Source organism: Cupriavidus metallidurans CH34 (assembly GCF_000196015.1).
GTDB classification, from domain to species: domain Bacteria; phylum Pseudomonadota; class Gammaproteobacteria; order Burkholderiales; family Burkholderiaceae; genus Cupriavidus; species Cupriavidus metallidurans.
On record NC_007973.1, the window covers coordinates 3,373,075 to 3,395,649 of the forward strand.

18 protein-coding genes are annotated in these 22,575 nt (G+C 64.6%); 1 reads left to right on the forward strand and 17 read right to left on the reverse strand.

Annotated features, from left to right (window positions below; translation table 11 throughout):
* Positions 1-44: 44 nt before the first annotated feature.
* The 6 genes from RMET_RS15595 to RMET_RS15620 form a co-directional block, all read right to left on the reverse strand.
* Positions 45-2,075 (reverse strand): OPT family oligopeptide transporter, encoded by a 2,031-nt coding sequence (locus RMET_RS15595; protein WP_011517609.1) that lies wholly within the window; start codon positions 2,073-2,075, stop codon positions 45-47.
* Between the two features lie 55 nt (positions 2,076-2,130).
* Positions 2,131-2,574, reverse strand: coding sequence for an NUDIX domain-containing protein (locus RMET_RS15600; RefSeq protein ID WP_011517610.1), 444 nt, complete (start codon positions 2,572-2,574; stop codon positions 2,131-2,133).
* Positions 2,571-3,482, reverse strand: a complete 912-nt coding sequence (locus RMET_RS15605) for an ATP-binding protein (protein ID WP_008650326.1) — start codon at positions 3,480-3,482, stop codon at positions 2,571-2,573. Before RMET_RS15605 ends, RMET_RS15600 begins: the two co-directional genes overlap by 4 nt.
* A 26-nt stretch (positions 3,483-3,508) precedes the next feature.
* Positions 3,509-4,735 carry a bifunctional glutamate N-acetyltransferase/amino-acid acetyltransferase ArgJ gene (gene argJ / locus RMET_RS15610; protein WP_011517611.1) on the reverse strand — a complete coding sequence of 409 codons (1,227 nt, stop codon included), beginning with the start codon at positions 4,733-4,735 and terminating at the stop codon, positions 3,509-3,511.
* 130 nt (positions 4,736-4,865) lie between these two features.
* On the reverse strand, positions 4,866-7,658 hold the full coding sequence (gene secA, locus RMET_RS15615) for a preprotein translocase subunit SecA (RefSeq protein ID WP_011517613.1): 2,793 nt from the start codon (positions 7,656-7,658) through the stop codon (positions 4,866-4,868).
* Between the two features lie 247 nt (positions 7,659-7,905).
* Positions 7,906-8,838: a M23 family metallopeptidase gene (locus RMET_RS15620; RefSeq protein WP_011517614.1), complete on the reverse strand. Its 933-nt coding sequence runs from the start codon at positions 8,836-8,838 to the stop codon at positions 7,906-7,908.
* 108 nt (positions 8,839-8,946) lie between these two features.
* Between RMET_RS15620 and RMET_RS15625 the strand changes: the two genes are divergently transcribed.
* On the forward strand, positions 8,947-9,450 hold the full coding sequence (locus tag RMET_RS15625) for a DciA family protein (protein WP_011517615.1): 504 nt from the start codon (positions 8,947-8,949) through the stop codon (positions 9,448-9,450).
* Positions 9,451-9,597: 147 nt separating this feature from the next.
* On the opposite strand, the gene lpxC is transcribed toward RMET_RS15625, so the two are convergent.
* The 11 genes from lpxC to mraY all read right to left on the reverse strand — a co-directional run bounded on the left by lpxC (position 9,598) and on the right by mraY (position 22,571).
* Positions 9,598-10,515 carry a UDP-3-O-acyl-N-acetylglucosamine deacetylase gene (gene lpxC, locus RMET_RS15630; protein WP_008650320.1) on the reverse strand — a complete coding sequence of 306 codons (918 nt, stop codon included), beginning with the start codon at positions 10,513-10,515 and terminating at the stop codon, positions 9,598-9,600.
* A gap of 153 nt (positions 10,516-10,668) precedes the next feature.
* Positions 10,669-11,175, reverse strand: a complete 507-nt coding sequence (locus tag RMET_RS15635; protein WP_011517616.1) for a peroxiredoxin — start codon at positions 11,173-11,175, stop codon at positions 10,669-10,671.
* A 410-nt stretch (positions 11,176-11,585) separates the two neighbouring features.
* Positions 11,586-12,776, reverse strand: a complete 1,191-nt coding sequence (ftsZ, locus tag RMET_RS15640; protein ID WP_008650317.1) for a cell division protein FtsZ — start codon at positions 12,774-12,776, stop codon at positions 11,586-11,588.
* Between the two features lie 187 nt (positions 12,777-12,963).
* Entirely contained in the window at positions 12,964-14,196 is a 1,233-nt protein-coding gene (gene ftsA / locus RMET_RS15645) for a cell division protein FtsA (protein ID WP_008650315.1), read from the reverse strand.
* On the reverse strand, positions 14,193-15,095 hold the full coding sequence (locus RMET_RS15650) for a cell division protein FtsQ/DivIB (RefSeq protein WP_011517617.1): 903 nt from the start codon (positions 15,093-15,095) through the stop codon (positions 14,193-14,195). Before RMET_RS15650 ends, ftsA begins: the two co-directional genes overlap by 4 nt.
* A 30-nt stretch (positions 15,096-15,125) precedes the next feature.
* Positions 15,126-16,109, reverse strand: a complete 984-nt coding sequence (locus RMET_RS15655; protein ID WP_011517618.1) for a D-alanine--D-alanine ligase — start codon at positions 16,107-16,109, stop codon at positions 15,126-15,128.
* Entirely contained in the window at positions 16,106-17,521 is a 1,416-nt protein-coding gene (gene murC, locus RMET_RS15660) for a UDP-N-acetylmuramate--L-alanine ligase (RefSeq protein WP_011517619.1), read from the reverse strand. Before murC ends, RMET_RS15655 begins: the two co-directional genes overlap by 4 nt.
* A gap of 10 nt (positions 17,522-17,531) precedes the next feature.
* Positions 17,532-18,602: an undecaprenyldiphospho-muramoylpentapeptide beta-N-acetylglucosaminyltransferase gene (gene murG, locus RMET_RS15665; RefSeq protein WP_011517620.1), complete on the reverse strand. Its 1,071-nt coding sequence runs from the start codon at positions 18,600-18,602 to the stop codon at positions 17,532-17,534.
* Positions 18,599-19,840, reverse strand: coding sequence for a putative lipid II flippase FtsW (ftsW, locus tag RMET_RS15670; RefSeq protein WP_008650307.1), 1,242 nt, complete (start codon positions 19,838-19,840; stop codon positions 18,599-18,601). Before ftsW ends, murG begins: the two co-directional genes overlap by 4 nt.
* Complete coding sequence (gene murD / locus RMET_RS15675; RefSeq protein ID WP_011517621.1) at positions 19,837-21,351, reverse strand: UDP-N-acetylmuramoyl-L-alanine--D-glutamate ligase; 1,515 nt, start codon at positions 21,349-21,351, stop codon at positions 19,837-19,839. The genes ftsW and murD overlap by 4 nt, the downstream gene beginning before the upstream one ends.
* Positions 21,352-21,401: 50 nt before the next feature.
* Positions 21,402-22,571 carry a phospho-N-acetylmuramoyl-pentapeptide-transferase gene (mraY, locus tag RMET_RS15680; protein WP_008650301.1) on the reverse strand — a complete coding sequence of 390 codons (1,170 nt, stop codon included), beginning with the start codon at positions 22,569-22,571 and terminating at the stop codon, positions 21,402-21,404.
* Positions 22,572-22,575: the final 4 nt, after the last annotated feature.

A 22,575-nucleotide genomic window follows, 5' to 3' on the forward strand; every position in this document is an offset into this window, starting at 1 on the left:
ACCTGCGATAGCCGCGATATTGCCGAGCGCTACGGCCGGCCGGGCTAACGTGCAGCCAGCACCCGACGGCAGAATCCCACGCAGACCAGCACGAACACGGCCAGTCCCAGCCACTGCGCCGTAGTGCCAAACCCCTCGCCCACCAGTGCCAGCGGCGCCTCCTTGCCCGAGAGGCCGATCACCGCGGCCAGCGCAACGCCGACCAGGCTTTCACCCACGATCAGGCCCGAAGCAAGCAGCGTCCCGCGCCGCTCAGCATGGGCCAGCACCGTGGGCACATCGTCGCCACGCGCCTCGGCGCGCTTGCGCTCCGTGCGCAGCAACCACCACGACAACACCGCGCCCACCACCAGCGCTGAACTGATCGTCGGCGGCAGGTAGATGCCGATGCCCACTGCCAGTACGGGCAGCCGCGCCACGCCACCGCGATGGCGCAGCACTTCGTCAATCGCGATCAGCACAACACCCAGCGCCACGCCAATCAGGATCATTGTCCAGTTGAGCTTGTGCGTGAAGATGCCCGTAGCGATCGCGGTCATCAACGTGGCCTGCGGCGCAGCCAGCGCCGAATTCGGGTCCATGTCGGCCCGAGGCAAGGCGCCGGCAAAGCCGTACGCGTGATAGAGCAGTTCGAGCACCGGCGGAATCACGGCAGCACCCACCGCGCAGCCGATCAGCAGCGCCACCTGTTGGCGCCACGGCGTGGCGCCAACCAGCCAGCCAGTCTTGAGATCCTGCAGGTTGTCATTCGAGATCGAGGCCACCGCCACGACGGCCGAGGTCGTGAAGATCGCCAGCGCAATCGCGTATTTGCCGCCCTCGGACGTGTCGAGCAGGCCGTCCAGCGTGCCGATGCCAAGAATCAGCAGCGACACCAGGATCACAGCGATGATGCCGATGCCCGAGATCGGGCTGGCTGACGACCCCACCAGACCAGCCATATAGCCACATGCGGCAGCCACCAGGAAGCCGAACACGAAGGCGAACAGCACGGCACAGCCAACCAGACGCCAGGTGGCACCGGTATCGAGCGGTGCCGGGGCCAGGAAGTATCCAAACGTCACTGCCAGCACCACCAGCAGGACCAGCGTGAGGACGCCGATCCAGGCCATCGGCAAGTCGCGTTGCGTGCGCGGCACCGCGCCACCCTCTCCCGGCGCGCCGGCACGGAGGGCACCCATCGATGCACGTACGCCTTCCACCATCGGCTTGAACAGCGTGCCGAGCGTCCAGATCGCCGCGATACCGATCGTGCCCGCGCCGATGAAGCGCGCTTGCGTGCTCCACACTGCGGTACCGAAGCTGGACAGCGTGGCCCCCGCCGGCATCGGTGTGATAGCAGTCAGCCACGGCACCGCGATGCCCCAGGTCAGGAACAGGCCCAGCAACATAGCCAACCCGCCGACGATGCCGACCAGATAGCCGGCGCCCACCAGCGCGAGTGAGAAACCCATCGAGAGGCGCACCACGGATGCGCCAACGGCCAGCCAGGCATTGGCCCCTTCTGCCAGAACCCGGAAGCCACCTGCGGCAATGCTGAACAGGCCCGCAGCAACGCCACCTGCAACGAGGTCACCAAGCCCGGTCTCCTGTTTTCCGTTGCCCTTATCCTGGCTCGCGCTCCCCACTCGCAGGATCTCGGCGGCGGCCACCCCTTCCGGATACGGCAGATCGCTGTGCACCACCATCGCGTGGCGCAGCGGGATGCTAAAGATCACCCCGAGCATGCCACCCGCTGCGCAGATCGCCAGCGTCTGCCAGAACGGGAACCCCTGCCAGTGTCCCAGCATGACCAGACCCGGCAGGATGAAGATGATCGACGACAGCGTGCCAGCAGCGGACGCCTGCGTCTGCACCATGTTGTTCTCGAGGATGTTCGCGCCCGGAAACAGTCGCAGCACGGCCATCGAGATCACGGCAGCAGGGATCGCCGAGGAAAACGTCAGGCCGACCTTGAGGCCGAGGTAGATATTGGAGGCGGTGAACACCACCGTGATCAGGGCGCCGAGGATGATGCCCCGCAGCGTCAGTTCGGGCAGAGAAACAGCGTCATCGATACGATCGACACGTTGCATTGAGCCTCCTGTGAGTGGTCGAAAAAAATTGCCCGGCAAGAGCCGGGCATCGATTTCAGCTTGCGCGGGATTCTTCCGCCAGCCAGTCGACGACTGGGATCGTCGCCGGCAGGAGCGGCCCCACCGACACGGGCGCTGTCTGCCAGGAGAATGCCTGGCCCTCCCGCCCGACCGGATCGCCACGCCATTCCGTGATCTTGCGGAAATACAGGCGCACATAGGCATGAGGGTAATCATGCTCCAGCGTGTGCCAGTGTTCGCTTCTCACGATGTCGAGGCCGAGTTCTTCGTGCAGTTCGCGCGCCAGTGCCGCCTCAACCGATTCGCCGGGCTCGAGCTTGCCGCCCGGAAATTCCCAGTAGCCCTCGTACGGCTTGCCCGCCGGACGCTGCGCCAGCAGAAACTTGCCGTCCGCCTGGATCATCACGCCAACCGCCACTTCCGTGACCTTGCGCGTCTGCCCGTCGGCGGTCTTCACCGTGTCCGCCTGACCGCTCATGCCTTGCTGCCTGAATCAGTCGCGGGGTCGGCCACGAACGGCTTGCCATGCTTGCCGCCCCAGTCGCGCGCGAACTGCCACGCCACGCGCCCGGAGCGCGAACCGCGCTCGAGGGCCCAGACCAGCGCATCGCCGCGCGCGGCCTCGATATCGGCGGGCGTGCAGCCAAAGTGTCCGAGCCAGTGACCAACGATGGCCAGGTACTCGTCCTGCTTCGGCGGGTAGAACGACAGCCACAAGCCAAAGCGCTCGGACAGCGAGATCTTCTCCTCCACCACCTCACCCGGATGGATTTCGCCATCGGAAGTGTGCTGGTAGGTCTCGTTGTCCTTCATGTACTCGGGTAGCAGATGCCGACGGTTCGACGTCGCGTAGATCAGCACGTTGTCTGACTGCGCGGCCACCGAGCCGTCCAACGCCGACTTGAGCGACTTGTAGCCGGATTCGCCGTCCTCGAACGACAAGTCGTCGCAGAAAATCGCGAAGCGCTCGGGGCGCTGCGCAAGCTGCTCGACGATGTCTCCGAGATCGCCCAGATCATCCTTGTCTACTTCCACCAGGCGCAGCCCGTCGTTCACGAACGCATTCAGGCAAGCCTTGATCAGCGACGACTTGCCGGTGCCACGCGCGCCGGTCAGCAGCACGTTGTTGGCCGGCAGCCGGTTCACGAACTGGCGGGTGTTGGCGACGATCGCGTCTTTCTGGCGATCGATGTTCTTCAGATCGCCCAGATGGATCGGCGGCAATTGCCGGATCGCCTGCAGATAGCCGATGTTGCCGAACAGGCTCTGGCGCTTGCGCCAGCGGAACGCTACCGCCTCCTTCCAGTCCGCGTCGGTCAGTTCCGGCGGCAGCCATTGTTCAAGTCGGGCAAGGAAGCCATCGAGGCGGGCAGCGAGGTCAGACATGGGGCGAGTCTTCCAGAATTACGAACTTACGAACGATAGTCGGCGTTGATCGACACGTAGTCATGCGACAGGTCGCAGGTCCACACGGTCGCTTCGGCGTCGCCGCGGCCCAGCGCGATGCGCACCGTGATCTCCGCCTGCTTCATCACGCGCTGGCCGTCTTCCTCGCGATACTCGGGGTTGCGGCCGCCGTCACGCGCGACCCACACGTCATCGAGCCACAGGTTCACGCGATCGACGTCGAGGTCGTTGACGCCGGCGTAGCCGATAGCGGCGAGGATACGGCCGAGGTTGGGGTCCGAGGCATAGAACGCCGTTTTCACCAGCGGCGAATGGGCCACGGCGTAGGCGATCTGGCGGCACTCGGCCACATTCTTGCCCCCTTCCACACGGATCGTCATCAGCTTGGTGGCGCCTTCGCCATCGCGCACGATCGCCTGCGCGAGTTCCTGAGCCAGCGCCGTCACGGCATCACGCAGCGCCTCGAACGCGGCACCCTCGGCACGATCGATCGTCACGCCGGCCTTGCCTGAGGCGATCAGCACGAACGAGTCGTTGGTCGACGTATCGCCGTCGATCGTGATGCTGTTGAACGAGTGATCGGCGGCGTGCGACACCAGCTTCTGCAGCACCGGCTGCGCCACGGCGGCATCGGTGGCGATAAAGCCGAGCATCGTCGCCATGTTCGGGCGGATCATGCCGGCGCCCTTGCTGATGCCGGAGAGCGTCACGGTCTTGCCGTCGATCTGCACCGTGCGCGAGGCTGCCTTCGGCTGCGTGTCGGTGGTCATGATCGATTCCGCGGCAGCCAGCCAGTTATCGGCACGTGCGTTGGCGATAGCGGTCGGCAGTGCCGCGGTCAGGCGGTCGACCGGAAGCTGTTCCAGAATCACGCCGGTTGAGAACGGCAGCACCTGTTTCGACTGGATGGCCAGCGCCTTGGCCAGCGCATCGCACGTGGCGCGCGCGGCGGCCAGACCCGGTTCCCCGGTGCCGGCGTTGGCATTGCCAGTGTTCACCACGATGGCACGAATGCCAGCGCCCGCGGCGAGATGCTCACGGCAAACCTGCACGGGCGCCGCGCAGAACCGGTTTTGCGTGAACACGCCTGCCACCGTGCTGCCTTCGGCCACGCGGACCACGAGCACGTCCTTGCGATTGGCCTTGCGGATACCGGCTTCGGCCCAGCCGAGCTCGACGCCGGCGACGGATTTCAAGTTTTCTGCCTGGGGCAGGGGCAGGTTCACTGGCATGGTGATTTCCTCAAATTCTCTGATGCACCTGACGAACATGCCCGCTTGACGCAGGGTTCAAGCGGGCATGTGCTGGATGGTTTGGTGATGCGCGCCGCGCGCGCCGATCACCGACCGCGACGGACTGGCTTTAGCTCAGCTTGCCGTGGCACTGCTTGAACTTCTTGCCCGAACCGCACGGGCACGGGTCGTTGCGGCCAACCTTGGGCATGCCGGCCAGCGCCGCTTCGCCGCCCATCGCGGCCAGCGCCGCGGCGGCCGTGTTGCTGCGTGCCGGCTCTGCCTGCTCCACAGGCTCGGCACCCTCGGCGAACTCGTCATGCTTGTATTGCACGTTCTCGAGGTGCGCCAAGCCTTCCTCGATCTGCTCCGAAGCCTGTTCGAGTTCCTCGGGCGACTGGATATGCACGTTGAATACCACGCGCGTGACTTCGCTCTTGATCACGTCCAGCAGGCGCGCGAACAGTTCGAACGATTCGCGCTTGTACTCCTGCTTCGGATCCTTTTGCGCATAGCCGCGCAGGTGGATGCCCTGACGCAGGTGATCCAGCGCGGCCAGGTGCTCGCGCCAGTGCGTGTCGATACTTTGCAGCATGACCGAGCGCTCGAAGCCGGCGAACGACTCGCGGCCCACTTGCGCCACCTTGGCGTCGTAGTGCTCGCGCGCTGCCTTCAGGATCATGTCCAGCAGCTCTTCATCCTCGATGCTCTGCGCGCCTTCGATGGTCTTCGCCAGCGGCAGCTCCAGACCCCAGTCGTCACGCAGGCGCTGTTCCAGGCCAGCAATGTCCCACTGCTCTTCCATGCTCTCGGCGGGCACGTATTCGCGGAACACCTCCACCAGCACGCTCTCGCGCAGGTTCGCCACCATGTCGCCGACGTCCTGCGATTCGAGTACGTCGTTACGGAGCTTGTAGATTTCCTTGCGCTGGTCGTTCGCAACGTCGTCGTACTGCAGCAGTTGCTTGCGGATGTCGAAGTTGCGGCCCTCGACCTTGCGCTGCGCGGATTCGATCGAGCGCGTGACGATACCGGCTTCGATCGGCTCGCCTTCAGGCATCTTCAGACGTTCCATGATCGCGCGCACGCGGTCGCCGGCGAAGATACGCAGGAGCTGGTCGTCAAGCGACAGATAGAAGCGCGACGAGCCCGGGTCGCCCTGACGGCCGGCGCGGCCGCGAAGCTGGTTGTCGATCCGGCGCGACTCGTGTCGCTCGGTGCCGACGATATGCAGGCCGCCAGCCGCCTTGACCTGGTCGTGCAGCGATTGCCACTCATCCTTGAGCTTGGCGATGCGCTCGGCCTTCTCGGCATCGGACAGGTTGGCATCGGCTTCGATAAAACCGGCCTGCTTCTCGACGTTGCCGCCCAGCACGATGTCGGTACCGCGACCGGCCATGTTGGTGGCGATCGTGACCATCTTGGGTCGGCCGGCCTGCGCCACGATCTCGGCTTCGCGCGCGTGCTGCTTGGCGTTCAGCACCTGGTGCGGCAGCTTTTCCTTGTTCAGCAGGTCCGACAGATACTCGGACGTTTCGATCGACGTCGTGCCCACCAGCACCGGCTGGCCTCGGTCGTAGCAGTCGCGGATATCGCGCACCACGGCGTCGTAGCGTTCCTTCGACGTCTTGTAGATCTGGTCCTGCAGGTCCTTGCGCTGGGCCTGACGGTTGGTCGGGATCACCACGACTTCGAGGCCGTAGATCTCCTGGAACTCGTAGGCTTCCGTGTCGGCCGTGCCGGTCATGCCGGCCAGCTTCTCGTACATGCGGAAGTAGTTCTGGAACGTGATGGTGGCCAGCGTCTGGTTTTCCTGCTGGACGGTCACGCCTTCCTTGGCTTCCACGGCCTGGTGCAGGCCATCGGACCAGCGGCGGCCCGTCATCAGGCGGCCCGTGAATTCGTCGACGATGATGACCTCGTCGTTCTGCACCACATAGTGCTGGTCGCGATGGAACAGGCTGTGCGCGCGCAGGGCGGCGTACAGGTGGTGCATCAGCGTAATGTTCTGGGGCGCGTAGAGCGATTCGCCCTCGCTGATCAGCCCGAGCTGGGACAGGATCTGCTCGGCCTTCTCGTGGCCGGCCTCGGTCAGATAGACCTGATGGCCCTTCTCGTCCACGTAGTAGTCGCCAGGCTTCTCGACGCCGGTACCGTCGGCCTTCTCCTCGCCGATCTGGCGCTCGAGCAGCTTCGGAATGCCGTTCATGCGCTGGTAGAGATCGGTCTGGTTCTCGGCCTGGCCCGAGATGATCAGCGGCGTGCGCGCCTCGTCGATCAGGATCGAGTCCACTTCGTCGACGATCGCGTAATGCAACGGACGCTGCACGCGCTGCGACGGGTCATAGACCATGTTGTCGCGCAGATAGTCGAAGCCAAACTCGTTGTTGGTGCCGTACGTGATGTCCGCGTTGTACGCGATCTGCTTCTGATCGTGTGGCATCTGCGACAGGTTCACGCCCACCGACAGGCCCAGGAAGTTGTACAGCCGCCCCATCCACTCGGCGTCACGCTGCGCCAGGTAGTCGTTGACCGTCACCACGTGCACGCCCTTGCCGGTCAGCGCATTGAGATACACGGCCAGCGTGGCGGTCAGCGTCTTGCCTTCACCGGTGCGCATTTCGGCAATCTTGTTGTCGTTCAGCACCATGCCGCCGATCATCTGCACGTCGAAGTGACGCATCTTCATGATCCGCTTGCTGGCTTCGCGGCAGACGGCGAAAGCCTCAGGCAGCAGTGCCTCGAGCGACTCGCCGCCGGCATGGCGCTGGCGGAATGTCTCGGTCATGCCACGCAACTCGTCGTCCGAGAGCTTCTCGAACTTCGGCTCGAGCGCATTGATCTGCTCGACCGTGCGGCGATATTGTTTAATCAGCCGTTCGTTGCGGCTGCCGAAGACTTTCTTGAGAAGGCCCGTGATCATCGAGTGCTTTCACCTGCGAGCGACCAGCGGCGAACCGGGCAGCCACGCGCGAGGAATGGGTGGATTGGCGCAAAACGCCGAGTTTATCATGTGCCGATGTCCTGACCGGACCGCTGCCAGGCCAGAATCTGCATGGGCGCAACAGGCCCGGGCGATAACCGGGGCCGCCCGTCCGGGACAGGCTGCTGGTGAGGTTGGGACAACCTCACCGACTTCAATGTTCCGCTGCGTGCCCAGGGTTCGACGATCAGCGGATGGCGGTCCGGTTGGTTGGGGAGAGCGCCTCGGCCAAGGGCGCCGGTACGGCCGCGTTCAAAAAGCCATTCGGATTACGTGGCAAACCGTTCACATGGACCTCGAAGTGCAGGTGTGCGCCGGTCGAGCGCCCCGTGCTGCCGACCCGGGCAATCATCTGGCCAGGGCGGACGATATCGCCAGCCCGAACCAGCGACTTCGACGCGTGAGCATACCGGGTCTTGAGTCCGTTATCGTGATCGATATCAATCATGTTGCCGTACTCGTTGTGCCATTCCGCTGCCACCACCACGCCACCTGCGGCCGCCAGGATCGGCGTGCCGGTGGGTGCCACGAAGTCCACGCCTTCATGCTGGGAGCGGCGACCGGTGAAAGGATCGATCCGCGTACCGAAGCTGGATCCGTCGTACCCGGTTGCCACGGGAAGCACCCGGGGGATGCGTCGTTCTCTCATCTGACGGTCCATCAACGCGGTCTCGATCACATCGAAGTAGTCGACGCGGTGCTCGGCCTGCTCGCCCAGGCGGGCCAGCTCGGCGCGCAGCTCGGGCAGGGTCAGTTCGGGCGACTGCGCCGGCGCGGCCGGGCCCCCACGGGCTGGGCGATGGCGAAAGTCGAAATCCTGGGGGGCAATGCCGGCCAGACCCGAAACCCGCTCACCAAGGGCATCGAGACGGACCATCTGCGCCTGCAGATCGCCCACGCTTGCGGCAAGCACCGCCAGGTTCTGCCGTAGAAAGGCATTCTCGCGCGCTTGTCGCGAGACCTCGGGCGACGCTTGGGAGCGCGCGAGGAGCCAGATAACGCCTGAGGCGGCGGCGGCAACGAGCGAGCAGAGCGCCAGCATGAGCAGCGCGACGCGCAGGCGCGTGAGATGGAAACGAAGCATCCGCTGCTCGCGCGGATGTAGCACGATGATTTGCATGACCTAACCCCACCCCAAAAGACGGGGCCGCTCTTGCGGCCCCGTGCGCACGCGGGCAAAGGCATCCCGGCTCTCGGACGGGCAAGGATTGCGCGCTAGAATGCGCGCATGCGCATGTTCACCCACCACGCTCACCAGACCCCTGCGGCCAAGCCACTCAATGACTGGCTGGCCAAGGCCGGGCCGGTTTCGGCGCTGATGCAGACCGCGCGGCAACTGGCGTCTCTGGAAGCGGAAGTCCTGTCACTCCTGCCGCAAGGCATGCGGGCCGGCATCGCCGTGGCCGGCGTCAAGACTGACGACCGGGGACCGCAAATGGAGCGCACACTGTTGTTGCTTGCCGCGCATGGCGCGGCGGCCGCGCGGGTCCGGCAAGTGGTGCCGACCCTGCTTTCCCGGCTGCAGCAACGGGGATCGCAGGTTACCGCAATCCGTGTACGGGTACAACCGGAGGTCGGGCGTGGCGATTGGGACACTAGTCCGGTCGAACGCAAGCCGCGAACGGCCAATCTGTCGCCGGCCGGATTGCATAGCATGGACGTGCTGGCGCACAACCTGGAGGCGTCACCGCTGAAGGATGCGGTGGAGGCCTTGCTGGCCCGGCATCGCTGATTCGATCCTCGCTACGCCCGCTCAGCCCCCTTATTAGTAGTTGGGAGCGGCCAGATGCGCGGCCCGGCACCATCCCGCAGACAACAAAAAACCCCGTGCCCTTACGAGGCGCGGGGTTTCCGATCGAAGCTTGATGCCAGTCAGTCGTCAGGCGAATGCCGGCTGAGCCTGTGGCAGGAACGCGACGGGCGCTTCCTCGACCTTGTCGAAGGTCACAAATTCGTAGGCTTCCTGGTCCGCCAGCAGCGCGCGCAGCAACTGATTGTTCATGCCATGGCCAGATTTGTGCGCAACATATGAAGCAATCAGCGGATGGCCGATCACGTACAGGTCGCCGATCGCGTCGAGGATCTTGTGGCGGACGAACTCGTCGCCATAGCGCAGTTCCTCGTTGTTCAACATGCGGTGCTCGTCGAGCACGATCGCGTTGTCGAGGCTGCCACCACGGGCCAGGCCCATCTCGCGCAGTGCCTCAACTTCATGGGCAAAACCGAAAGTGCGGGCACGGGCGATTTCACGGACGTAGCTGGTGTCGGCAAAGTCGATCGTGAACGTCTGACCCGTCTTGTCGACAGCGGGATGACGGAAGTCGATCGTGAAGGCAAGCTTGAAGCCGAAGAACGGCTCCAGGCGAGCCAGCTTGTCACCATCGCGGACTTCCACGGCTTTCTTCACGCGGATGAAACGCTTGGCCGCAGGCTGCTCTTCCATGCCCGCCGATTGCAGCAGGAACACGAACGATGCCGCGCTGCCGTCCATGATCGGAATTTCCTCGGCGTCGACGTCGACATAAAGATTGTCGACACCCAGGCCGGCGCAGGCCGACATCAGGTGTTCAACGGTCGAAACGCGCGCGCCGTCCTTCTGGAGCACCGATGCCAGGCGGGTATCACCAATGGCAGAAGCCGCCGCGTGGATTTCCACGGCCTCGGGCAGGTCGACGCGGGTAAAGACGATGCCGGTATCGGCCGGAGCCGGGCGCAGGGTCAGCGTCACTTTGCGGCCCGAGTGCAAACCGATACCAACCGTCTTCACCAGGGATTTGATAGTGCGCTGTTTGAGCATGACGGCCTCAACTATTATTAAAAGCTATTGGGCGTAAAACTTGATAACGCGATACTACCATTACTCGGTCTATTGCGCTGCACCACTTTGTTTCGGGGTGTTAGACAACGTCCGAAATGATACGTATAAAGCATTCACGCCCGAACTACCGTGTCAAGCGCGCAACGCCTGCAGCACCCATTCGGCACTGCTGACCTTGAACTCGCCCGGCTCCTCGATGAACAGGTGGGTCACCACACCGTCATCGACGACCATCGCATAGCGTTTGGCGCGCACACCCAAGCCGCGCTGGCTCAGGTCCTGATCCAGCCCCAGGGCCCTGGCCCATTGCGCGGCGCCGTCACCCATCATCCGGACCTTGCCTGTGGCCTTCTGCTCGCGTCCCCAGGCACCCATCACAAAGGCGTCGTTGACCGAGTGGCACCAGATTTCGTCGACACCGGCGGCACGCAACGCATCGTACTCCTTGAGATAGCTGGGCACATGCTTCGCGGAGCAAGTCGGAGTAAAGGCGCCGGGCAGGCCGAAGACCACGATCTTGCGGCCCTTGACCAGTTCGGCCACCGAAAACGCATTCGGCCCGAGCACGCAGCCTTCGGATTCGGTTTCGAAAAATTCGTACAGCGTGGCGTCAGGGACGCGTTGCCCAATGGCGATCATCGGAGATTCCTCCTCTCGGTAGAAACCCTGCCTGCATCATAGGGGCGGATGCCGTTGCAACCAAGCGTCGCATTGGCGAATCCTGGCTTCAGCTATGTCAAGTGCAGGGCAGTCGGCTTGCTGCTCAAACGCCGCGCGGCGCGTCTTGTGGACGCGCCGCGCGGACGGGGGCACATCCCGCCGCTGGGAGGCGGGAAACCAGTCCGGGGAGGCGGCCGATGGCCTGCCTGCCCGGCAACGGGATGCGGACGGACTGCTTTCGGCGCGGGCGCGACGCGTGCCGGCGCACTGACGGATGGCGTCAGTCCAGGCAATCACCGAGCGGAAAGGGAGCGCTCGGGCGATGCGGAACGGACCAGCGACAACCCGCCAGGCACGCGGCCGACGCCACGGCCCTGCCGGAGCCCAACTCAGTCAGCCTGCTTGCGCAGGAAGGCCGGGATGTCGTACGTATCCACGCCCTTCTCTTGCAGCGCCGCCACATGGGCGGACGCCGACTCGCGCGAGCTGCGCCACACGGCCGGCGTATCCAGGCCGCTGTAGTCCGGCGATGCATGCGCCGGGGCAGCGGTCAGGCCTGCCATCATCTGCACCGGGATGTTGTCCGTGCCGGTCTTCAGCAGCGTCATCGGCTGCTGCTTCTTGGCAGAACGGCCCAGGCCAGTGGCCACCACGGTCACGCGCAGCGCGTCGCTCATCGAATCGTCGTACACCGTACCGAAGATCACGGTCGCGTCCTCCGCGGCGTAGCTGCGGATCGTGTTCATGACTTCCTTGGTTTCCGACAGCTTCAACGAGCGGCTGGCCGTGATGTTGACCAGCACGCCACGCGCGCCGGACAGGTCCACGCCTTCGAGCAGCGGACTGGCCACAGCCTGCTCGGCGGCCAGGCGGGCGCGATCCACGCCGGAGACGGTAGCCGTACCCATCATGGCCTTGCCCTGCTCGCCCATCACCGTCTTCACGTCTTCAAAGTCGACGTTCACGAGACCGTCGACATTGATGATTTCGGCGATGCCAGCGACAGCGTTATGCAGCACGTCATCGGCGCACTGGAAGCACTTGTCCATCTCGGCGTCGTCGCCCATCACTTCGAACAGCTTCTCGTTGAGCACCACGATCAGCGAGTCCACCGACGACTCGAGTTCGCCCGAACCGTGTTCGGCCACCTTGGCACGGCGCGCGCCTTCGAAGTCGAACGGCTTGCTGACCACGCCCACGGTCAGGATGCCCATTTCTTTGGCCACCTGCGCCACGATCGGCGCGGCACCGGTACCGGTGCCGCCGCCCATGCCGGCAGTGATGAAGACCATGTGCGCGCCGCGCAGGGCGTCGGCGATCTGGTCACGCGCCTGCTCCGCGCAGTTACGGCCAACTTCCGGCTTGGCACCGGCACCAAGGCCGGTGTTGCCCAGTTGCAGCACGCGCGATGCGGTGGAGCGCTTCAGCGCCTGGGCATCGGTATTCATGCAAATGAATTCCACACCCTGCACGCCACGGCTGATCATGTGCTGCACGGCATTGCCGCCCGCGCCGCCCACGCCCACCACCTTGATGATGGTGCCGTCCTGAATCTCCGTTTCGATCATGTCAAAGTCCATCACTGCCTCCGAGAAAAATCAGTCCCCAAACGCTGCAGCCTCCCCGCCGCAACCCTTGGTTCCTGAACAAGAAACTATCAAGAACAACTAACCAGTAAAACTGCGAAAAACTGCTCAACGTGCATTTCCGCCATCGCGCTGACGCCAGGCGCGTATCACGTCAAAGAAAACCTGACCGGCAAATTCATCAGAAGTTGCCGACAAACCATTCCTTCATGCGTCCCCAGACCTGTTTCACGGAGCCGCTCTGCACCGCCACCTTGCGGCCGCGCATACGCTGAACGCATCCTTCCTGCAGCAGGCCCATCACCGTGGAGTAACGCGGGCTCTTTACGACTTCATGCAGGTTGCCGCGATACTCGGGCACGCCCACGCGCACGGGCTTCAGGAAGATGTCTTCGCCCAGTTCCACCATGCCCGGCATCATGGCCGTGCCACCGGTGATCACCACGCCCGACGACAGCAGTTCCTCGTAGCCCGACTCGCGCACCACCTGGTGCACCAGCGAATAGAGTTCCTCGATACGCGGCTCGATCACAGCGGCCAGCGCCTGGCGGCTCAGCGTGCGCGTGCCGCGGTCGCCCACGCCAGGCACCTCGATCATGTCTTCCGGGTCGGCAATCGCCTGCTTGGCGATGCCGTACTGCATCTTGATGTCCTCGGCATCGGGCGTCGGCGTGCGCAGCGCCATGGCGATGTCGTTGGTGATCTGGTCCCCGGCGATCGGGATCACGGCCGTGTGCCGGATCGCGCCTTCGCTGAAGATGGCGATGTCCGTCGTGCCGCCGCCGATATCCACCAGCACCACGCCGAGTTCCTTCTCGTCCTCGGTCAGCACCGCAAGGCTCGAGGCCAGCGGCTGCAGGATCAGGTCGTGCACTTCCAGGCCGCAGCGGCGCACGCACTTGACGATGTTCTGGGCCGCGCTAACCGCGCCCGTCACGATATGCACCTTCACTTCGAGCCGGATACCGCTCATGCCGATGGGCTCGCGTACATCCTCCTGACCGTCGATGATGAATTCCTGGGTCAGGATGTGCAGGATCTGCTGGTCGGTCGGGATGTTGACCGCCTTGGCGGTCTCGATCACGCGGGCCACATCCGTCTGCGTGACTTCCTTGTCCTTGATCGCCACCATGCCGCTCGAGTTGAAGCTGCGGATATGGCTGCCGGCGATGCCGGTGAACACCTCGGCGATCTTGCAGTCAGCCATCAGCTCGGCTTCTTCCAGCGCGCGCTGGATCGACTGCACGGTAGCCTCGATGTTGACCACGACCCCCTTCTTCAAACCCTTGGACTCGGACTGGCCCATCCCGATCACCTCATAGCTGCCATCGGGGCGCAGTTCCGCCACCACGGCCGCCACCTTCGAGGTGCCGATGTCGAGACCGACCAGTAGGTCCTTGTATTCCTTGCTCATCGAGTTTTCTCCGCGTTCTTACTCTTGAGTCGCGTCGGATTGTTGTTGGTGTTGCCGGCCGAAGCCGCCTGGGGGGTTGCCGCGCCGCTGGCTGCCTTGGTCGCCGCCTTGGCCGCCGCCGCTGCCTGCGCATCGGTCAGGAAGCGCACGCTGGCCGCCCGGATCGCGAACCCGTTGGGATAGCGCAGATCGGCATACTCGATCTGCTTGCCCATCTGCTCCGTGACCTGCGGCCACGACGCCACGAAGCGCTTGACCCGCGCCTCCATGGCCGTGCGATCCTCGTCGTTCTGCTCGCGGCCGAATTCGACGACCATGCCGTTAGACAATTTGGCACGCCATGCATAACGCCCCGACAGCGCCACGGCCAGCGGTTCGAGCTTCATCGGCTTGAACCACTCGCGCATGATCTCCAGCTTCTCGACCACGTCTTCCTCGCTGTCCGGCGGTCCGTCAAGCGCCAGCAGCTGGGCATCCTCTTCGGCCTCGGCGGTGTTGGCCACGAATACCTCGCCATAGGTATTGATCAGCCTGCCACTATCCGGACCACCCCAGGTACCGAGGGGTTCGTGCTCTTCCACCTGGATCGCCAAGCCATTCGGCCACTCGCGCCGCACGCTCGCGTGGCGCACCCAGGGCACCGACTCGAACGCCTGTCGCGCCGTGTTCAGGTCGAGTGTGAAGAAGTTGCCGGCCAGCTTGCCCAGCGCGTTCGCGCGCACGCTCGGCGCGTTCACGTGGCGCAACGGCGCGCCATCCATCGACGTCAGCTCGACATGCGTAATGGCGAACACCGGCCGCTGGGCCAGCCACAGCAGCCCAGCCCCGAGCGCCATGAGCGCCACCAGCGCGTATAGCGCTGAGGCGAACAGGTTGAGCAGGCGCGCGTTATGCCACATGTGTCGTCGTTCAGGCGGTCGGTACTGCGGTTATTCGGGTTTCCAGTGTTCATTCGGATGCAGGTCCAGCGTGGCTGCCGCCAGTACCTGCATGACGAAGTCCTCATAGCTGATGCCATTCGCACGCGCCGCCATCGGCACGAGCGAATGGCCGGTCATGCCGGGGGACGTATTCATTTCAAGCAGATAAGGCTTGCCGTCGCGCGTCAGCATCACGTCCGCGCGGGCCCAGCCGCGACACCCCAGCACCCGGAAGGCCTCCACGGCCAGCGCGCGCACTTCGCGCTCCAGCGCGTCGGGCAATGTCGAGGGGCACAGGTATTGGGTATCGTCAGTAAAATACTTATTTTGATAGTCGTAGTTCGACTCCGGCGCGACAATCTTGATAACTGGGAGCGCTTCGGCCGTCGGACCCTCGCCCACGATCGGGCAAGTCAGCTCCGCGCCATCGATGAAAGTCTCGGCGATCACGTCGGCATCGAGCCCTGCGGCCTTCTCGAATGCAGCGCGCATCTGGTCCGCGGCGATCACCTTGGTCAGGCCGATCGACGACCCTTCACGGGCCGGCTTGACGATCAGCGGCAGGCCAAGATCGGCAACCACGGCATCGAAATCGGTATTCGCGTAGAGCATCGCGAAGCGCGGCGTAGCCAGGCCGTGCGTCATCCACAGGCGTTTGGTAGCCTGCTTGTCCATGGCCAGCGCCGACGCCAGCACGCCGCTGCCGGTATAGGGGATGCCAAGCTGCTCGAGCAGGCCCTGCATCGTGCCGTCTTCGCCGTAGCGACCGTGCAGCGCGATAAAAACGCGGTCGAAACCTGCGGCAGCCAGTTCGCTGATCGGCTGCAGGCCCGGATCGAACGGATGCGCATCGACGCCGCGCGACTTCAGCGCGGCCAGCACACCGTTACCGGACAGCAGCGAGATCTCGCGCTCGGCGGACTTGCCACCCAGCAGCACGCCAACCTTGCCCAGCGACTTCGGATCGATATTGGGATGGGCGACGAAGCTCATTGCTGCCCCCCTTGTTGATGCGACACCAACTGGCCCGGCACTGCGCCGATCGAGCCAGCGCCCATGGTTACGACCACATCGCCGGGCCGTACGGCATTCAGGATGGCCTGGGGCATGTCCTCGATCTGCTCGACAAAAACGGGTTCTACCTTGTTTGCAACGCGCAGCGCGCGCGTCAGCGCGCGGCCATCGGCCGCGACGATCGGCGATTCGCCGGCGGCGTACACCTCCGCCAGCAGCAGCGCGTCGACGGTGCCCAGCACCTTGACGAAGTCCTCGAAACAGTCGCGCGTGCGTGTGAAGCGATGGGGCTGGAATGCCAGCACCAGGCGGCGGTCCGGGAACGCGCCGCGCGCGGCAGCCAGCGTCGCGGCCATCTCCACCGGGTGATGGCCGTAATCGTCGACCAGCGTGAACGTGCCCGAACCGTCGGGCGTCGCCACCTCGCCGTAGCGCTGGAAGCGGCGGCCCACGCCGTGAAACTCGCGCAGCGCCTTGACGATCGACGCGTCCGGCACTTCGAGTTCGGTGGCAATCGCGATGGCGGCCAGCGCGTTCTGGACGTTGTGAATCCCCGGCAGGTTCAGCACGATGTCGAGCGGCGGCTCGGCGTGGCCATTGAGCTGGCGCAGCACGGTGAAGTGCATCTGTCCATCAACGGCGCGCGCATTGACCGCACGAATCTGCGCGTCCTCGGCAAAACCGTAGCGCACCACCGGCTTGGACACGAACGGCAGGATCTCGCGCACGTTCGGGTCATCGACACACAGCACGGCAATGCCGTAGAACGGCAGGCGCTGGGTAAACTCCACGAACGCCTGCTTGAGCCGGGCAAAATCATGCCCGTAGGTGTCCATGTGGTCGGCGTCGATATTGGTGATGACTTCCATCACCGGAAACAGGTTCAGGAACGACGCGTCGGACTCGTCGGCTTCCGCGACGATGAAATCGCCCGTGCCGAGCCGCGCGTTAGCGCCGGCTGAATTCAGGCGGCCACCGATCACGAACGTCGGATCTAGCCCGCCTTCGGCCAGCACCGATGCCACCAGGCTGGTCGTGGTGGTCTTGCCATGGGTGCCGGCGATAGCCACGCCCTGCTTCAGGCGCATCAGCTCGGCCAGCATCACCGCGCGCGGCACCACCGGGATACGCCTGGCGCGGGCTGCCAGCACTTCGGGGTTGTCGTTGGTCACCGCGGTGGATACCACCACGGCATTGGCGCCCGTCACGTTTTCCGCGTCGTGGCCATGAGCCACGCGCGCGCCGAGCGAAGCCAGGCGCCGCGTGGCGGCATTGCTGCCCACGTCGGAACCCGAGACCTTGTAGCCCAGATTCAGCAGGACCTCGGCGATGCCGCTCATGCCGGCCCCGCCAATGCCTACGAAGTGGATGTTCTTGACAATATGCTTCATTGAATTCGTTTCACGATTTACCCGCCAACTGGCTGCAGATCTCGGCGACGCGCCGGGTTGCCTCCGGTTTGGCCAGGCCACGCGCAGCGCGCGCCATGTCTTTCAATTGCGTCCGCGACAGGCCGGCGAGCGTCTTCGCCAGACCTTCCGCGGTCAGTTCGTTCTGTTGCACCAGCAACGCAGCGCCCTGCTTCGACAGGAACGTCGCATTGGTGGTCTGGTGATCGTCCACCGCATGCGGAAACGGCACGAACAGCGCTGCCACACCGGCGGCCGCCACTTCGGAAACCGTCATCGCGCCTGCGCGGCAGATGACCAGATCGGCGTCGGCGTAGGCCGCCGCCATGTCGTCGATGAATGGCACGGTATCGCCGGCCACTCCTGCTGCTGCGTAGTTCGCGCGCAGCGTATCGATCTGTTTCGCGCCGGCCTGATGCTTGACGACCGGGCGCTGCCCCTCGGGCAGCAGCGCGATTGCCTTCGGCACCACGTCGTTGAGCGCGGCCGCGCCAAGGCTGCCACCCACCACAAGCACGTGCAGCGGGCCGGCGCGATGGTCGTAGCGTGACTCCGGCGCCGGAATCTGCGCCAGTTCGGCACGCACCGGATTGCCGGTCCATTCGCTATTCGGCAACGCGTCCGGGAACGCGCAGAGCACGCGGTCCGCGACCTTCGCCAACACCTTGTTCGCCAGGCCAGCGATCGAATTCTGTTCGTGCAGCACCAGCGGGCGCCCGAGCAGCGACGCCATCATCCCTGCCGGGAAGGTGATATAGCCGCCCATGCCGAGCACCACGTCCGGCTTCACCCGACGCAGCGCGCCGATGCTCTGCCAGAACGCGCGCAGCAGGTTCAGCGGCAGCAGGAGCTTGGTCAGCAGGCCCTTGCCACGCAGTCCACCGAACTGGATGTACTCCATCGGAATGTCGTGCTTCGGCACCAGCGTCGCTTCCATGCCCGTACGATTGCCGAGCCAGACCACGCGCCAGCCCTCGTCACGCAACGCACGCGCGACCGCCAGCCCCGGGAACACGTGGCCCCCGGTGCCGCCAGCCATCACGAGCAGCGTGCGTGCGGTCATACCTTCCCTCCGCGCATCAACACCCTGTTCTCGTAGTCAATGCGCAGGACAATCGCCAACGCCACACAGTTCATCAGGATGCCCGAGCCGCCATAGCTGACCAGTGGCAGCGTCAGGCCCTTGGTCGGCAGCAGGCCCAGGTTCACGCCCATGTTGATGAACGTTTGCCAGCCGATCCAGATGCCCATGCCCTTGGCCACCAGACCGGCGAAGGTACGGTCGAGCTGCAGCGCCGTACGGCCGATGTCGAAGCAGCGGCGGACCATCCAGTAGAACAGCACGATCATCACCAGCACACCGATGAAGCCGAATTCCTCGCCGATCACCGCCAGGATGAAGTCAGTGTGGGCTTCCGGCAGGTAGTGCAACTTCTCGATGCTGCCGCCCAGGCCCACGCCGGTCCATTCGCCACGGCCGAAGGCGATCAGCGAGTGTGTGAGCTGATAAGCCTTGCCGAGCGCGTTACTTTCTTCCCACGGGTTCAGGTACGCAAAGATCCGCTCGCGACGCCATGGCGATGCCGTAATCAGCAGCGCGAACGCACCCACGGCCACGCCGACCAGGCCGGCGAACAGCTTGCCGTTGATGCCACCCAGAAACAGGATGCCCATCGCCACGGCCGCGATCACCAGGAACGCGCCCATATCGGGTTCGAGCAGTAGCAGCATCCCCACCACGACCACGGCCACCCCCATCGGGAGGAAGCCCTTCGAGACGGTCTGCATCCACTCCTGCTTGCGCACCGTGTAGTTGGCCGCGTACAGCACCACGGCCAGCTTCATCAGTTCGGACGGCTGGAAATTCATCAGGCCAAGCGGAATCCAGCGCCGCGCGCCGTTCACGCCCTTGCCGACGAACGGCACCAGCACGATCACCAGCAGGATCAGCGCGACGATGAACAGCTTCGGCGCGTAGCGGTCCCAGACCTTCACCGGAATCTGGAACGCCACCAGCGCCGTGGAGAGTCCGATCACCAGGCTGAACGCATGGCGCACCAGGAAATGGGCCTCGCGGTAGTTGGCGTAGCGCGGCGAGTCCGGCAGCGCGATCGATGCCGAGTAGACCATCACCAGGCCGAACGTCAGCAGTACGATCGCTACCCACAGCAGGGGCTGGTCGTACTCCATCATGCGGGAGCGTGTCGGCTTGACGCCGGACACCGCATCACGCAGGCCACCCCAGGCATTGCCGATGGTGGCGCCGATGAATCCGCTGCGCTTGACCTGCGAGTCGCTCATGGCATGATCCCCCGGGACAAAGCCAGTTCTTCCACCGCGCCGCGGAACACCTGGGCGCGATGCACGTAGTTACGGAACATGTCGAGGCTGGCGCAAGCCGGCGACAGCAGCACCACGTCGCCCGCTTCCGCGAGGCTGGCGGATTTCTCTACCGCTTCTTCCAGCGAGCCGGCGTCGATCAGCGGTTTGCCGGTAGCCCCCAGCGCCTCGCGCAGCGCGCCCGCATCCTTGCCGATCAGCACCACGGCGCGCGCGTATTGCGCCACCGGCGCGACCAGCGGCGAGAAATCCTGGCCCTTGCCCTCGCCACCGGCGATCAGCACCACGTGCTTATCCAGCCCGCTCAGTGCAGCCACGGTGGCGCCGACGTTCGTCCCCTTGCTGTCGTCGAAGTATTCGACTTCATCGATCGTTGCCACCCATTCCACGCGGTGCGGCTCGCCACGATACTCGCGCAGGCCGTGCAGCAGCGCGTTGAGCGGCAGGTCGATCGCGCGGCACAGCGCCAGCGCGGCCATCGCGTTGGTGGCGTTGTGCATGCCGCGGATGTGCAGCGCGTCGGCCGGCATCAGGCGCTTGTGGCGTACCGGCACGACGGCGTCGGCGGCGACATCGTCCTTCTTGCGGCGGCGCGGCTTCTGCTCGGCATCGGCTTCGGTGTCGGGCTCGGCCAGCACGAGCCATGGCATCCCGCCTTCGCGCAGCACGCCGTAGCTGCCCGGCGTCTCGGGCAGGTCAGTGCCGAACGTGACCAGCGTGGTGCCGCGGCGGGCCATGTTCATCGTCAGCGGGTCCTGCCGGTTGAGCACCTGCAGGCAGCCCTTCTCGGCCGGGCCGAAGATGCGCGCCTTGGCGGCGGCATACGCTTCCATGCTGCCGTGCCAGTCGAGGTGGTCCTGCGTGACATTGAGCACCGTGGCCGCGTGCGGCGCCAGCGAGAACGTGTATTCGAGCTGGAAGCTGGACAGTTCGAGCACCCAGACATCGGGCAACGTGGCGCTGGCGATGCAGGCCGACAGCTTGTCCAGCGCAGACGGGCTGATATTGCCTGCCACGCCCACGGTCTTGCCTGCGCGCTCGATCAGCCGGCCAGTCAGCGCGGTGGTCGTGGTCTTGCCGTTGGTACCGGTGATGGCCAGCACGCGCGGGGCGTAGCCCGACGTGGCCTCCAGGTAGCCAATCGCCTGGGCGAACAGTTCGATCTCGCCCCAGACAGGAATACTGCGTGCCTGCGCCGCCTCGAGCAGCGCCCTGGTATTGGGTTCGAGCGGGGACAGCCCGGGGCTGATCGCCACCAGACCGATATCGTCGAGCAGGTTCTCGGTGAACTGCCCGCCCATGAACTGGGCCGTGGTCAGTTCCGCCTGCAGGAAGACAAGGTTGGCGGGCGCCTCGCGTGTGTCGGCCACGCGCACGCGGCAGCCATTCAGGCCGCACCAGCGTGCCATGGCCAGCCCCGATTCACCGAGGCCAAGTACCAGCACATGAGGTTTCTGCAACACGCCAAACACTTCGTTTTCCTGCCTTGTAGAGTCCGTAGATTAAAAATTTCAGCCCGGGTTCAGCGCAGCTTCAGCGACGACAACCCGATCAGCACCAGCAGCATCGTGATGATCCAGAAGCGCACCGTCACTTGTGTTTCCTTCCAGCCGCCCAGTTCGAAGTGGTGATGCAGCGGCGCCATGCGGAACAGCCGGCGGCCTTCGCCGTAGCGACGCTTCGTGAACTTGAACCACGACACCTGGAGCATCACTGACAGCGTTTCCACCACGAAGATCCCGCCCATCACGAACAGCACGATCTCCTGGCGCACGATCACCGCTACCGTGCCCAGCGCCCCGCCCAGCGCCAGCGCGCCAACGTCGCCCATGAACACGCGTGCCGGGTGGGCGTTGAACCAGAGGAACGCCAGTCCCGCGCCGGCCATCGCCGAGCAGAAGATCAGCAGCTCGCCCGCGCCGGGAATGTGCGGGAACAGCAGGTACTTGCTGTAGACCGCATTGCCCATCACATAGGCAAACACGCCAAGGCCGCCGCCCACCAGCACCACGGGCATGATCACGAGGCCGTCCAGACCGTCGGTCAGGTTCACCGCGTTGCTCGAGCCAACGATCACCAGATAGGTCAGCACGATGAAACCGGTCACGCCGAGCGGGTAGCTCACTTCCTTGAAGAAGGGCACGATCAGGTTCATCTTGTACGGCACGTCGGCGAACATGCCGCCCTCGATCCAGCTCAGGAACAGACTCCAGATGCGCACGTTGCTGGCCTCGGACACCGAGAACGCCAGATACACGGCGGCAACCAGACCGATCAGCGTCTGCCAGAAGAATTTCTCGCGGCTCGACATGCCGCGCGGATCGCGATAGACCACCTTGCGGTAGTCATCGACCCAGCCAATCGCGCCATAGCCCAGCGTCACGAGCAGCACAACCCAGATGAAGCGGTTGCCCCAGTCACACCAGAGCAACGTCGAGATCGCGATCGAGATCAGCACCAGCACGCCACCCATGGTCGGCGTGCCGGCCTTCACCAGGTGCGTCTGGGGGCCGATCGTGCGCACGGCCTGACCGATCTTCAGTTCGGTAAGGCGGCGAATCACCCACGGCCCGAAACCCAGGCCGATCACCAGCGCGGTGACGTTGGCCATCACCGCGCGGAAAGTCAGATAGTTGACGACCCGCAGGAAGCTGTAGTCGTTCTGCAGCCACTGGGCCAGTGTCAATAACATCGTT